The organism is Arenimonas soli (genome assembly GCF_014643775.1).
GTDB lineage: Bacteria > Pseudomonadota > Gammaproteobacteria > Xanthomonadales > Xanthomonadaceae > Arenimonas > Arenimonas soli.
Genome location: NZ_BMKC01000001.1, coordinates 1,422,577 through 1,437,272, shown reverse-complemented (window position 1 = coordinate 1,437,272; position 14,696 = coordinate 1,422,577). Strand labels below are relative to the sequence as shown.

Below are 14,696 nucleotides of genomic sequence, written 5' to 3'. Positions count from 1 at the left end.
CGGCCGGCCGGCGGGGCTTGGTAAACTGCGCGTTCACACCCGCACCGGCTGCCGCCATGGATTTCGACCGCTACGACCGCATCCGCCCGATCCGCTGGATGGGTGACCACCTGGCGTTGCTCGACCAGCGCAAGCTGCCGTTCGTGGTCGAAGACGTGGCCTGCGGCGACAGCGACGCGGTGGCTGCCGCCATCCGCGACCTGGTGGTGCGAGGCGCGCCCGCGATCGGGATTTCCGCAGCCTGGGGCGCGGTGCTGGCCGGCCGCGGCATCGAGGCCGGCGACGGCGCCGACGCGCTGTCGAAGCTGGCCCCGGCGCTGGACCGGCTGCAGGCCGCCCGGCCCACGGCGGTGAATCTGATGTGGGCGCTGGCGCGCGTGCGCCGGGCGCTGCGGGTGGCCGGCGAAAACTGGCGCGAGGTGCTCGAATGCGAAGCCCGCGCCATCGAGGCCGAGGACCTGGCCGCGAACCGGCACATGGGCGCCCTGGGCGCGGCGCTGATCGAACCGGGCAGCGGCGTGCTGACCCACTGCAATACCGGCTCCCTGGCGACGGCGGGCTTCGGCACCGCGCTGGGCGTCATCCGGGCCGGCGTGGCCGAGGGCCGCATCGCCCGGGTCTTCGCCAGCGAAACCCGGCCCTGGCTGCAGGGCGCGCGCCTGACCGTCTGGGAACTGCTGCAGGACGGCATCCCCGCCACCCTGGTCGGCGACGGCGCCGTGGCGCACCTGATCAAGGGCGGACAGGTGCAGTGGGTCATCGTCGGCGCCGACCGCATCTGCGCCAATGGCGACGTGGCCAACAAGATCGGCACCTACTCGCACGCGATCGTCGCCCGCCACCACGGCGCCCGCCTGATGGTGGTGGCGCCGTCGTCCACCGTGGACATGGCCACCGCCTCGGGCGACGACATCGAAATCGAGATGCGCGACCCCGCCGAACTGCTGTCGGTGGGCGGCGTGCGCATGGTCGCCGAGGGGGTGCAGGCCTGGAACCCGGTCTTCGACGTCACCCCTGCCGGACTGGTGGACGCCATCGTCACCGAGCGTGGCGTGGTGCACCAGCCGGACGCGAATCGCATGGCGGCCCTCTTCGGCGCCCAAGCCGGCGTCTAAGTGCTTGTTTTTGCCCGTCTAAACCGCCCCGCCACGGGGTGGTTTCTGGTATGATTCCGGGCTACTGAAACGCCTGCCCACAGGCTCTGGAACGGAATCACGAATGGCAGACCTCGCGAAGGAAATCATCCCGGTAAACCTCGAAGACGAGATGCGCAGGAGTTACCTCGATTACGCGATGAGCGTGATCGTCGGTCGCGCCCTCCCGGATGTCCGCGACGGCCTCAAGCCGGTGCACCGCCGCGTCCTGTTCGCCATGAACGAACTCGGCGCGCACAGCAACAAGCCCTACTACAAGTCGGCGCGAATCGTCGGCGACGTCATCGGTAAATACCACCCGCACGGCGACCAGTCGGTGTACGACACCCTGGTGCGCATGGCGCAGCCGTTCTCGCTGCGCTACCTGCTGGTGGACGGGCAGGGCAACTTCGGTTCCGTCGACGGCGACTCGGCCGCCGCCATGCGTTACACCGAAGCGCGCATGTCCCGGCTCACCCACGAGCTGATGGCCGACATCGACAAGGAAACCGTCGATTTCCAGCCCAACTACGACGAAAAGGAACAAGAGCCGACGGTCATGCCGGCGCGGTTCCCGAACCTGCTGGTCAACGGCTCGGCCGGCATCGCCGTCGGCATGGCCACCAACATCCCGCCGCACAACCTGGGCGAAGTGATCGACGCCGTCATCGCGCTCATCGAGGACCCGGAAGCCAGCATCTCCGACCTGATGCAGTACGTGCCGGGCCCCGACTTCCCGACCGCCGGCATCATCAACGGCGCGGCCGGCATCCACGCGGCCTACCACACCGGCCGTGGCCGCGTGCGCATCCGCTCCAAGGCCGAAGTCGAGGTCAACGAGGACAACGGCCGCGAAGCCATCGTGGTCACCGAAATCCCCTACCAGGTCAACAAGGCCCGCCTGATCGAGAAGATCGCCGAGCTGGTGAAGGAAAAGAAGATCGAAGGCATCTCGGAGCTGCGCGACGAGTCCGACAAGGACGGCATGCGCATCTACATCGAGGTCAAGCGCGGCGAGTCGGCCGAGGTCGTGCTCAACAACCTGTACCTGCAGACGCCGATGGAATCGGTGTTCGGCATCAACATGGTGGCGCTGGTCGACGGCCGCCCGCAGATCCTCAACCTCAAGCAGATGCTCGAGGCCTTCGTGCGCCACCGCCGCGAAGTGGTCACCCGCCGCACCATCTTCGAGCTGCGCAAGGCGCGCGCCCGCGCCCACATCCTCGAGGGCCTGACGGTCGCGCTGGCCAACATCGACGAGATGATCGAACTGATCAAGACCTCGGAGAACCCGGCCGTCGCCAAGGAACGCATGCTGGCGCGCACCTGGCCGCCGGGCCTGGTCGGCGCACTGCTGGGCGCGGCCGGCGCCGACGCCTCGCGCCCCGAAGACCTGCCCGAAGGCGTCGGCATGCAGCCGTCTGGTTACCAGCTCACCGAAACCCAGGCCCAGCAAATCCTCGAGATGCGCCTGCACCGCCTCACCGGCCTGGAGCAGGAAAAGCTCACCGAGGAATACAAGCAGCTGCTCGAGGCCATCCGCGCGCTGATCGAGATCCTCGAGAATCCGGAACGGCTGCTGCAGGTGATCCGCGAAGAACTGCAGTCGCTGCGCGCCGAGTACGCCGACGCGCGCCGCACCGAGATCCGCCCGAGCGAAGAAGACCTCGACGTGCTCGACCTGATCGCGTCCGAGGACGTGGTGGTCACGCTTTCGCACGCCGGGTACGCCAAGCGCCAGCCGCTCACCACCTACCGCGCCCAGAAGCGCGGCGGCAAGGGCCGTTCGGCCACGGCGATGAAGGAAGAAGATTTCATCGACCGCCTGTGGGTGGTCAACACCCACGACACCCTGCTTACCTTCACCAGCACCGGCCGGGTGTTCTGGCTCAAGGTCTACCAGCTTCCCGACGCCGGCCCGAATGCGCGTGGTCGTCCGATCATCAACTGGATCCCGCTGCAGGAAGGCGAAAAGGTGCAGGCGGTTCTGCCGGTGCGCGAGTTCGACGAACAGCGTTACGTGTTCTTCGCCACCCGCGACGGCACGGTCAAGAAGACCCCACTTTCCGATTACTCGCGCCCGCGTTCGACCGGTATCTGGGCCATCAACCTCGACGAGGGCGACGGCCTGGTGGACGTGCAGCTCACCGACGGTGAATGCAACGTCATGCTGTTCGCCAGCAACGGCAAGGTGGTGCGCTTCGACGAAGGCGAGGTCCGGCCGATGGGCCGCACCGCCACCGGCGTGCGTGGCATGCGCCTGAAGGACGATGGCGAGGGCCAGGCCGCCAAGGTGGTCAGCATGATCGTCGTCGACGGCGATGGCGACATCCTCACCGCCAGCGCCAATGGCTTCGGCAAGCGTACGCCGGTGTCGGAGTTCCCGCGCAAGGGTCGCGGCACCCAGGGCGTGATCGCCATGCAGGTGTCCGACCGCAACGGAACCCTGGTGGGCGCGATCCAGCTGACCGAAAAACACGAGATCCTGCTCATCTCCGACCAGGGCACCCTGGTGCGCACCCGCGCCGCCGAAGTCAGCCAGGTCGGCCGCAACACCCAGGGCGTCACCCTGATGCGCGTGGGCAAGGACGAGAAGCTGATCGCGGTCGAGCGCGTGGACGTGCTTGAGGTCGACGCCGAGGCCGATGCCGACGAAGGCGGCGGGCTTGAAGCCGGCCCGGCCGGCGAAGCCGCCGCCGGGGGCGACCAGCCCGGCGCCTGAGCCGGGCAGGGGCCCGTGAAGGACGAGGTCGCGCGGAACTCTCCGCGCGACCTGTACCCTAAGCCCGGAACCCCATGGAGCGTCCGATGATCCTGATTCGTCCCGCCGCGGCCGTGCTGGCCGCCTGCCTGGCCATTGCCCCGAACGGGGTTGCGGCCGATCCCGTTCCGTCCCCGTCGGTCATCGCGCCGGACGGCCGCACCATCGCCGCGGCCCGCGACAAGGTGCTGCCCGTGGTGGTGAGCATCCTGACGGTGCGCGAGGACTTCAAGCAGGGCGAACCGGTGCTGACCGTTTCTTCCGGCAGCGGCACGGTGGTCACGCCCGAGGGCCACGTCGCCACCAATGCCCATGTCACCCAGAAGGGCCGCAGCTTCCGGGTCGTCTTCGCCGACGGCCGGGAACTGCCCGCGCGCCTGGTGGGCACCGACACGCTGTCGGACCTGGCCGTGCTGCAGGTGCAGCCGCCGGCGCCGGAAACCTTCGCCTACGCCCGGTTCGCCGACACCCTGGACCTGGCGCCCGGCGACACGGTGCTGGCCATGGGCGCGCCCTGGGGGCTTTCGAATTCGATGAGCGCCGGCGTGGTGAACAACCCGCGCCGCCTGCTGGTGTCGCTGTTCGACGACGAGGCCGACTACGAAGACCGCCTCGGCGCCGATGAGCCCACCGGCCGCTACTACGCCTGGATCCAGCACGATGCCGCCATCGCCCCGGGCAACTCCGGCGGTCCGCTGGTGGACCTTTCGGGACGCATCGTCGGCGTCAATACGCGCGGCATGATCTTCGGCGGCGACCTCGCGTTCGCGATCCCCGGCCCGGACGCCGGCGACATCGTGCGTGCCCTGGTCGAGCGCGGCGAGATCAAGCGCTCGCACCTGGGCTTCCGCCTGCGCTCGCTCAAGGGCACCGGCGAAGAAGAGGGCGTGCTGGTCAATTCGGTCGAGCGGGGTTCGGCGGCGGAAAAGGCCGGGCTGCGCGCGGGGGACCGCATCGTGTCGGTGGACGGGGTGGCCGTGAACGCGCTGCAGCCGGTGGACGTGCCGGCCCTGCAGCGTCGCATCGCCGAACTGCCCATCGGTGCCGATGTCCGGCTGGGCATCGCCCAGAAGGGCACGCGCCGCGAACTCAGGCTCACCACCCGGGCCCAGCCCGAGGATCGCGGTGAAGAGCGCGCCTTCGCGCCGTTCGGGGCGTCGCTGGCCGAACTGACCGCGGCCATGGGCCGTCGCCGCAACCTCGAGGGCGAACGTGGCCTGCTGGTCACCGGCCTGCGTCCCGGTGGCCCGGCGGCGATCGCGCGGCCGGCGCTGGAAGCCGGCGACCTGCTGGTCAAGGTCGACGGCAAGCCGGTGCCCGACCTGGCGGCGCTGGAGGCCGTGGCCGGCGAGCCGCCGCCGGAAGGCCGGCCGCTGGTGCTTGAATACCGCCGGGGTCCGGAGCGCCGCATCGCGCTGCTGGTGCCCAAGCATGGCGACCAGGTGCGGGTGCCGCTGCCGGAGCTGGACAAGGCCTGGTCGGGCGTCGAAGTGCAGCCGATCACCAGTTCGCTGGCGCGCGAACTCGGCCTGCCCGGCCCGGGTTTCCGCATCACCCGAGTTTACCCGGGCAGCCCGCTGGGCGAAGCGGGCGCGAAGATCGGCGACCTGCTCACGGCCATCGACGGCGTGTCGCTGCGCGCCGCCAACGAGACCTCGGACCTGCCTTTCCACCAGCGCGTGCGCGACCTGGCGGTGGGCCAGGAAGTCACCGTGCAGGCCACCCGCGGTGGCCAGGCGCTGGCGCTGAAGGTTTCGCTGCGCGCGGCGCCGGCCAATACCGCTTCGCTGCGTACGCTGGCCCTGACCCGCCTGCGCGCGCAGACCCGCGAGCTGGGCTTCTTCGACCGCGCCGCCCGCGACCTGCCGGCCAGCCAGCAGGGCGTGATGGTCGACGGCGTGGAAGCCGGCGGCCCGGCCGGGCTGGCCCACCTGCAGCGCGGCGACATCATCGTGCGACTGGGCGAGCAGCCGGTGCAGGACCTGGGCAGCCTGCGCACGGCGCTGGACGCCGCGCTCGAAAGCGGCAACGGACGGGTCATCCCGGTGCAGGTGCTGCGTGGCGCCGAAACCCGCATCCTCTACCTTGAACGCTACTGGCTCACGGAGACCCCATGACCCTTGTCCGCCTGCTTGTCCTGGCCCTGCTGCTGGGCCCGATGCCGCTCCTGGCCGCAACCGCGGACGGGGAATTCGATGACTACCGCAAGATTTTCACCCTGCTCGGCGAACGCCATGCCGATGCGGTGGTGACGGTGAAGTTCGTGATGTCGGTGACCAACTCCGGCAACGAACAGCGCGTCGAGGACCGCACCCAGGCCGTGCTGGTCAGCGCCGACGGCCTGCTGCTGGTGCCAGAGCGCACGATCAGCCTGGATTTCTCCAGCTTCCAGGAAGACTCGCAGGGCGCGCCCGTGGCCAAGTCCAGCGACTTCCGCGTGCGCCTGGCCGGCAGCGACGAATGGCGCCCGGCCGACCTGGTGACGCGTGACAGTGCCCTGGGCCTGGCCTGGCTGCGCCTGCGCGACCCGCAGGGCAAGCTACCCTTCGTCGACCTCTCGCGCGGCGCCCCGGCCGAGCCGGGCATGGCCTTCTTTTCCGTGCTGCGCACCTCGGACGAATACGGCGGCGTCGCCGTGTTCCGCCCCGGCCTGGTGCTGGGCGAAACCCATACGCCGACCTTTCGCCTGCTGGTGGACGGCGTGCCGGGCCTGGCCTTTTCGCACGAAGGCGTGCCCATGGGCTACGTGGACGTGGATCTCGCCCAGCTGATGCGCTCGCGCAACACCGGCATCGGCATGGACATGGCCGACATGGTGTTGCGCATGATCCCGGTGGAGAAGGTCGCCGCCGCGACCGCCCAGGCCGCGACCCTGCCGATCGCCGGCGAATAGACCCGGGCGGGCGTGCCCGCCCGCGTGCCGGCCTATACTGCCCGGGTCCCCCGGGGAGCCAGGCCATGCCCGTTCAATCCGTGCTTCGCCGCGCCGCGGCGATCGTCCTCGTCGCCACCGCCGTGCTGCTGGCCTCCGCCTGCCAGCGCGATGCCGGCCAGGTGCCTGAACTCCAGGGCGTCGCCCCGGTGGATACGCGCACCGCACCGGATGAATTCGCGCTCGAGGGCGCCGGCCACGGACGCCATGACGGCGCCACCGCCATCGAGCTGCGCTTCACCCGGCCCCTTGCCGCCGGCCAGGCCTTCGATGAACGCATCGCGGTCACCGGTCCCGACGGCGAAGTGGTGAAGGGCAGCTGGGTGCTGGACGACAGCGCGAAGGTGCTGCGCTTCCCCTACGTCGAGGCCAGCCGCAAGTACCGCGTGCGCCTGCGCGGCGCGCTGGCCGCCGCCGACGGCACCACCCTGGGCAGCGACGTCGAGCGCGAGCTCGACACCGCGCCGGTGGAGCCGGCGGTGGGCTTTGCCTCGCAGGGCAACGTCCTGCCGGCGCGCGATACCCGCGGCCTGCCGGTGGTGTCGGTGAACGTGCCCGAGGTCGACGTCGAATTCCTGCGCGTGCGCGAGTCCGAACTCGCCAACTTCTTCGTCAGCTACCAGCGCGGTGGCCGGCGCGGCGGCTGGGACCTGTCCGACAGCCCCTGGCAGGACCGCGTGGCGATCACGCGGGTGGCGGCGCCGGTCTACCTGAATCGTTTCGTGCTGGGCGGCGCGCAGAACGAACGGCGGGTCGCCTACCTGCCGGTGCAGAACATCCCCGAACTGCAGGAACCCGGCGTGTATTTCGCGCTTATGCGCCGCGTCGGTGCCTATGACGAGGACTACGAAACCGCGATCTTCTTCGTCAGCGACCTTGGCCTGCACCTGCGCGCCTATGGCGAGGAAGTGTTCGTGCACGCGGCCTCGCTCAAGTCCGGCGATCCAGCCGGTGACGTGCACCTGGAAGTGCTGGGCCGCGACGGCAGCGTCGTGGTCGCCGCCCGGACCAATGCCGCCGGCAATGCCCGCGTGGCCTATGCCCTCGATGCCAGCCACGTCCTGGTGGCCCGCAGCGGCAGCGACGTGTCGGTGCTGCCCTTCAACCAGCCGGCGCTGGATCTTTCCGAATTCGCGGTGGCCGGGCGCGCCCAGGCCTGGTTCGACGTGTTCGCCTGGTCGGGGCGCGACCTGTACCGCCCGGGCGAAACCGTGCGCGTTTCCGCGTTGATGCGCGACCACGACGGCAAGGCGGTCAAGCCGCAGCCCTTGTTCCTTTCGCTGCGCCAGCCCGATGGCAAGCTGTACCTGGAAACCCGGCTGGTGCCGGGCGAGGGCGGCTATTACGAGTGGCAGCAGGCACTGCCGCCGGAGGTGCCGACCGGCCGCTGGCGCGTCGAGTTCCGCACCGCGCCGGGTGCGAAGGACGTCGTGCAGGGCATGAACCTGCGCATCGAAGAATTCCTGCCCGAGCGCATGCGCCTCGACCTGGATGCACCGGAAACGCTTGCGCCCGGAGAGCCCCTGGCCCTGGCCGTCGACGCGGCCTATCTCTACGGCGCGCCCGCGGCCGGCAACCGGTTCACGGCGCGGCTGTCGCTGTCGCCTGCGCTGCACCCGGTCGATTCCTTGCCCGACCATCACTTCGGCGATCCCGGCCTGGCGATGCCGCGCGAACCGCGCGACGTCATCGACGCTAAGCTCGATGCCGGTGGCAAGCTGGCCCAGGACATCGCCCTGCCCGAGGAAGTCGCCCAGCCCGGTGCCCCGGTGTCGGTGCTGGTGGCCGGCAGCGTGTACGAAAGCGGCGGCCGGCCCGTGACCCGCACCCTGATCCGCGACCTGTGGCCGGCACCCGTGCTGGTGGGCGTGCGGCCGCTGTTCGACCTCAAGGACGGCGCGCCGGCGAACGGCAATGCCGGTTTCGACCTGCTGCGCAGCAATGCCGCCGGCGAACTGGCCGAAGGCGCGCTGGAAGTAAGCCTGGTGCGCGAGCACCGCGACTACCACTGGCGTCGCGACGACAGCGGCTGGGCCTTCGATTTCACCGCCCGGCACGAAGTCGTGGAAACCCGCGACGTGGCCGCCCGCGGCGACGGCGGCACCCGCATCGATTTCCCGGTGGAGTGGGGCGAGTACCGCCTCGAGGTCCGCGACCCGGCCACCGGCCTGGTGACGCGCCTGCCCTTCGTGGCCGGCTGGAGCTGGGACAACCAGAACCGCGGCCTCGATGCCCGCCCGGACAAGGTCAAGCTGGCGCTGGACAAGACCCACTACCGCGCCGGTGACCGGCTGGTGGTCACGGTGACGCCGCCGCAGCCGGGCCTGGGCCTGCTGCTGGTCGAATCCGACCAACTGCTGCACGTGCAGCCGCTGGAGGCCAAGCCCGGCGCAAGCTATGAACTCGAAGTCACCGAGGCCTGGGAGCGCCACGACGTCTACATCACCGCGCTGGTGCTGCGCGGCGGCTCGGCGCTGGAAAAGGTGACGCCGGCGCGGGCCGTCGGCGTGGTGCACGTGCCCATGGACCGTGGCGAGCGGACCATCGACGTCAGCATCGAGGCGCCGGCATTGGCCGAACCCGAAGCCGACCTGCCGGTGACGGTGGCGGCCCCGGCGCTGGCCGGTCAGACCGCCTGGGCGACGATTTCGGCGGTGGACCTGGGCATCATCAACATCACCCGCTTCCCGGTGCCCGATGCCGCCGCGCACTTCTTCGCGCAGCGCCGGCTGGGCGTCGAGGCCCACGATCTTTACGGCCGCGTGATCGAAAGTTTCGACGGAGAATCGGCCCGCCTGCGTTTCGGCGGCGACATGGCGCTGGCGGCGCTGCCGCAGGCGCGGCGTCCGACCGCGCGGGTCAAGACCGTGGACCTGTTCGCCGGCCCGGTGAAGCTCGATGCCCAGGGCCGGGCGACGGTGGCCCTGCCGGTCCCGGACTTCAACGGCACGCTGCGAGTCTCGGCCCTGGTCTTCGGCGCCGAGCGCTATGGCCAGGCAAGCACGGAAAGCGTGCTGCGGGCACCGGTGCTGGCCGAGCTCAGCGCGCCGCGCGTGCTGGCGCCGGGCGACCGAAGCACGGTCACGGTGGACCTGCAGAACTTCACCGGCAAGGCCGGTGAGTTCAGCCTGCGCCTGGGCACCGACGGGCCCCTGGCGGTCACCGGTGGCGTCCGCAAGGTGACGCTGGCGCCGGGGGCCCGCGAAACCCTGACGTTCCCGCTGACGGCCACCGAAGGCGTTGGCCTGGGGCTGCTGAAACTGCAGGTCGAAGGCGGCGGCCATTCGGTCAACCGCGAGTTCGACCTGCCGGTGCGGCCCGCCTGGGGTTCGGTGGCGCGTTCGAGCGCGCAGTCGGTGGCGCCGGGGGCCACGCTGGCCCTGGATGCCAGCCTGGCGGAGGGCCTGATGCCGGCCACGGTGTCGGCGCGGCTCACCCTGGCCGCGCAGCCGCCGGTGCCGTTCGCGCAGGCCCTTCGCGACCTGCTCGACTACCCCTACGGCTGCGCCGAGCAGACGCTCAGCCGTGGCCACGCCGCGCTGCTGCTCGACCAGGAAACGGCCGCCAGCCTCGACCTGGCCGGCCTGGGCCAGGACGAACGCCGGCGCCGGCTCGAGACCAGCATCAGCCGCCTGGCTGCGCTGCAGGCCGACAGCGGCCACTTTTCGATGTGGGGTGGCAGCGACACGTCGCCGATCCTGACGCCGGCGATCGCCGAGTTCCTGCTGGCCGCGCGCGACGCCGGCTTCGCGGTGCCCGAGGCGATGCTGCAAAAGACCCTGGAGCGGCTCAACGAAGACCTGCTGTCGGGTGGCCTGCCGTTCTACGCCTACGACCAGTCCGACCACCTGCGCTTTGCCTACCAGGCCCAGGCCGGCCTGGTGCTGGCCAGCCTCAACCGCGCTCCGTTGGGCACGCTGCGCGCGCTGCACGACAACCAGCGGGAAAAATCGCTGACCGGCCTGCCGCTGGTGCAGCTGGGCCTGGCGCTGTCGCTGCAGGGCGACACCGCCCGCGGCGACGCGGCCATCCGCGAAGGCCTGGCCAAGGCCTCCAAACGTCCGCGCTGGCTGGGTGACTACGGCAGCGACATCAGCGACCAGGCCCTGGTGCTTGCGCTGCTGCGCGAACACGGGCGTGACGCGGCCGGCCAGGATGAACGCCTGCTGGGCCTGTCGCGCGACCTGCAGGCGCGCGGCAGCGGCAGCCCGGCCTGGTACAGCACCCGCGAGCAGATCGCCCTGGCGCGCCTGGGGCGGCAGCTGGCGCTGGACGGCGGGCGCACCTTCGCCGGCACCCTGGTGGCCGGCGGCGAAAGCTCCGGACTCACGCCCGACCGGGTGCACGTGCGCAGCTTCGGCCACGGCGAACTCGCCGCGGGCGTGCGCTTCACCGCGGACTCGGAGGCGCCGGTGTTCAGCATCCTCGACGTCGCCGGCATCCCGCGGCGTGCGCCGGCCTTCGACGACAGCGCGATCAGCGTCGTGCGCAGCTGGCACAACCCCGACGGCAGCCCCTGGAAGCCGGGGCCGCTCCGCGAAGGCCAGGTGCTGGTGGCCGCGCTGCGCATCGAGGCGCGCGAGGCCATGCCCGACGCGCTGGTGGTCGACCGCCTGGCCGCCGGCCTCGAGATCGAAAACCTCAACCTCAGCGATCCCGAGCAGTGGAGCGGGGTGACCATCAACGGCATCACGCTGTCCGAGCGCAGCTTCGCCGCCGACCTGGCGCACGAGGAATACCGCGACGACCGCTACGTGGCGGCGCTCAAGCTCTACCCCGGCCAGGCCGCGCACCTGTTCTACCTGGTGCGGGCGGTGACGCCGGGTACCTACGCCGTGCCGCCGCCGCAGGCGGAAGACATGTACCGCCCGGAACTGCGCGGCACCGGTCGTGCCAGCCCGGCCACGGTGACCGTCGGACCGCCCTGAGTGGGCGGTCCCGGCAGCCGGCGGGCCGGCGCGGCGCGGGCACCGGGCCGCTGGCTGCTGCTGGCCCTGGGTCTGTGGCTGGGTGGCTGGTGGCTGGCCGACCGCCTGCTGCCGCCGCCGCTGCCCGGCGCCGGCGGCGCCACCGTGGTGCTGGCGGCCGACGGCAAGCCGCTGCGCGCCTTTCCCGACCGCGACGGCACCTGGCGCTATCCGGTGGCGCCGGACGAGGTGTCGCCGTATTACCTGCAGGCGCTGCTTGCCTACGAAGATCGCTGGTTCCACCACCACGGCGGCGTCAATCCGCTGGCCCTGGGTCGCGCCGCCTGGCAGCGGCTCCGGCATGGCCGCGTGGTGTCCGGCGGGTCGACCCTGAGCATGCAGGTCGCGCGCATCCTCGAACCGCATCCGCGCTCCTTCGGCGGCAAGCTGCGGCAGGCGCTGCGCGCGCTGCAGCTGGAGTGGCGCCTGGACAAGACCCAGATCCTGGCGCTGTACCTCAACCACGCGCCCTTCGGCGGCACCGTGGAGGGCGTGGAGGCCGCCAGCTGGGCCTACCTGGGCAAGTCCTCCCGGGAGCTTTCGCGCGCCGAGGCGGCGCTGCTGGCGGTGCTGCCGCAGGCGCCCAGCCGGCTGCGCCCCGACCGGCACCCGGAGCCGGCGCGGCTGGCGCGCGACAAGGTGCTCGCCCGCCTGGCCCGGCAGGGAGACTGGACGCAGGCCGAGGTCGACGCCGCGCGCATCGAACCGGTCGTCTCCCGTCGCCTGCGGCCGCCGATGCACGCGGCGCTGCTGGCCCGGCGCCTGCACGCCGCCTTCCCCGGCGAAGGCCGGATCCACAGCACGCTCGATGCCGACCTGCAGCGCAGCCTGGAGGCACGGCTGGCCGCGTATTTCGCGCCACTGCCCGAACGTAGTTCGGCCGCGCTGCTGGTGGTGGACAACGCGACGCTGGAAGCCCGCGCCTATGTCGGTTCGCTCGATTTCGCCGACGACGAGCGCCTGGGCCACGTCGACATGGTGCGGGCCGTGCGCTCGCCGGGCTCGACGCTCAAGCCCTTCCTGTACGGCCTGGCCATGGACGACGGCCTGGTGCATTCGGAAAGCCTGCTGCTGGATGCACCGCAGTCCTTCGGCAATTACCGCCCCTCCAACTTCGACCCGACCTTCAACGGCCCGGTGTCGGTGGCCGAGGCGCTGCGGCTTTCCCTGAACGTGCCGGCCGTGGACCTGCTCGACCGGGTCGGACCGGAGCGCTTCACCGCAAGGCTGGCGCACGGCGGCGTCGGGTTGCGCCTGCCGCGCGGCGCCAAACCCAACCTGTCGATCATCCTGGGCGGCACCGGCACGCGTTTGGAGGAACTGGTGGGTGCCTACGCGGCCTTCAACCGCGGGGGGCTGGCCGGCGCGGTGCGATACACCCCAGGCACGCCGCTGCGCGAGCGCCGGCTGCTTTCCGAAGGCTCGGCCTGGATCGTCCGCGAAATCCTGGAGCAGCACGGCCGCCCGGGCCTTCGCGACGGCGTCGTGGACGCTTCGCGGCGCCAGCGCGTGGCCTGGAAAACCGGGACCAGCTATGGCTTCCGCGACGCCTGGGCGATCGGCAGCACCGCGCGCTACACGGTCGGGGTCTGGGTTGGCCGGCCCGACGGCACCCCGCTGCCGGGCCAGTACGGCGCGATCACCGCGCTGCCCCTGTTGTTCGAAGTCATCGACGGCCTGCCGCGCGACCCGCGCGACGGCCAGCGCCCGCCGATGCCGGCGAGCGTGGAGAAGCGCGAGATCTGCTGGCCGCTGGGCCTGCCGCCGGACCCGCAGGCGCCCGGCCTCTGCCACCGCCGGCGCGAGGCCTGGACCCTGGCCGGCCAGCTGCCGCCGACCCTGCCCGAGCGCGAGGCGCGCACCTGGGGTGCAGGCCGCCTGGCGATAGAGGTGGACGCACGCAGCGGCCAGCGGCTGTCGGCCAATTGCCGGGGCCAGGTGACCCGCAGCCGGCGCGAGATCGCGCGCTGGCCCAGCCTGGCGGCGCCCTGGCTGCCGGCGGCCGAACGCAGGGCTTCGGCGATCCCGCCGCTTTCAGCCGACTGCGCCGCGGATTCGCTTTCGGGCCTGGAAAACCTGCGTATCGAGGGACCGGCCGACGGCAGCCTGCTGGCCGCGCCGCCCGGCAGCAGCCGGCCACCCACGCTGCGGCTGCGCGCGCTGGGTACGGCGTCACGGGTGCAGTGGCTGGTGAACGGGCGCCTGGCCGGGGAAACCCGCGGCCAGGGCAGTTGGACGATACGTTTCGACCAGGCCGGACCCCAGCGCGTCACGGCGCTGGCGGACACCGGTGCCTGGGCCGAACTGCGATTGCGCGTGCTCGACTAGGCGGCGGGCAGCTGCGCCAGTACGTGGTCGGCCGCCGAGACCTTGAATTCGCCGGGCGCTTCGACGTGCAGCTGCTTCACCACGCCGTCCTCGGCGTACAGGGCGAAACGTTTGGCGCGCAGGCCCATGCCGAAGGCGGTGGCGTCGAGTTCCAGGCCCAGGGCCTGGGTGAAGGCGCCGTTGCCATCGGCCAGCATGTGCAGGTCCGCCGGCACGTCCTGGTCCTTGGCCCAGGCACCCATCACGAAGGCGTCGTTGACCGACAGGCAGGCCACTTCGACGCCGCGCTCGCGGAAGGCGGGCATGTTCTCGACGTAGCCGGGCATGTGCTTGGCCGAGCAGGTGGGTGTGAAGGCCCCCGGCACGGCGAACAGCACGACCTTCTTGCCGCCGAACAATTCGTGGGTGTCCACGGCCTGGACCCCGTCGCGAAGCACGTTGAGGGTGGCCTTGGGAATCTTGTCGCCGACCTGGATGGTCATGGGGGGCTCCGGAGCGGGGTGGGCGGAATGTCGCCGGGCCCTTGGTTATATCGGAAGGCCCGTGGAAAGAAAATGAGGGATTAACCCGCTGTC

Annotated in this window: 7 protein-coding genes; 6 read left to right on the top strand and 1 reads right to left on the bottom strand. The window is 71.3% G+C overall.

Translation table 11 applies throughout. From position 1 onward, the window contains the following. Positions 1-56 precede the first annotated feature (56 nt). From mtnA to pbpC, 6 genes are all read left to right on the top strand, one after another. Positions 57-1,115, top strand: coding sequence for an S-methyl-5-thioribose-1-phosphate isomerase (gene mtnA, locus IEX13_RS06880; protein WP_188662469.1), 1,059 nt, complete (start codon positions 57-59; stop codon positions 1,113-1,115). A gap of 103 nt (positions 1,116-1,218) precedes the next feature. Further along, positions 1,219-3,855, top strand: coding sequence for a DNA gyrase subunit A (gyrA, locus tag IEX13_RS06875; protein WP_188662467.1), 2,637 nt, complete (start codon positions 1,219-1,221; stop codon positions 3,853-3,855). An 86-nt stretch (positions 3,856-3,941) separates the two neighbouring features. Further along, positions 3,942-6,011 carry a PDZ domain-containing protein gene (locus IEX13_RS06870; RefSeq protein ID WP_188662465.1) on the top strand — a complete coding sequence of 690 codons (2,070 nt, stop codon included), beginning with the start codon at positions 3,942-3,944 and terminating at the stop codon, positions 6,009-6,011. Then, positions 6,008-6,787, top strand: a complete 780-nt coding sequence (locus IEX13_RS06865) for a hypothetical protein (protein WP_188662463.1) — start codon at positions 6,008-6,010, stop codon at positions 6,785-6,787. The genes IEX13_RS06870 and IEX13_RS06865 overlap by 4 nt, the downstream gene beginning before the upstream one ends. Before the next feature lie 65 nt (positions 6,788-6,852). Beyond that, the gene (locus tag IEX13_RS06860; protein WP_188662462.1) at positions 6,853-11,754 is read left to right on the top strand and encodes an alpha-2-macroglobulin family protein; all 4,902 of its coding nucleotides are present in this window, start codon (positions 6,853-6,855) and stop codon (positions 11,752-11,754) included. Beyond that, positions 11,755-14,121 carry a penicillin-binding protein 1C gene (gene pbpC, locus IEX13_RS06855; protein WP_188662461.1) on the top strand — a complete coding sequence of 789 codons (2,367 nt, stop codon included), beginning with the start codon at positions 11,755-11,757 and terminating at the stop codon, positions 14,119-14,121. It begins immediately after the preceding gene. On the opposite strand, the gene IEX13_RS06850 is transcribed toward pbpC, so the two are convergent. After that, positions 14,118-14,603: a peroxiredoxin gene (locus IEX13_RS06850; RefSeq protein WP_188662460.1), complete on the bottom strand. Its 486-nt coding sequence runs from the start codon at positions 14,601-14,603 to the stop codon at positions 14,118-14,120. The two genes, pbpC and IEX13_RS06850, sit on opposite strands and share 4 nt — an antisense overlap. Positions 14,604-14,696 lie beyond the last annotated feature (93 nt).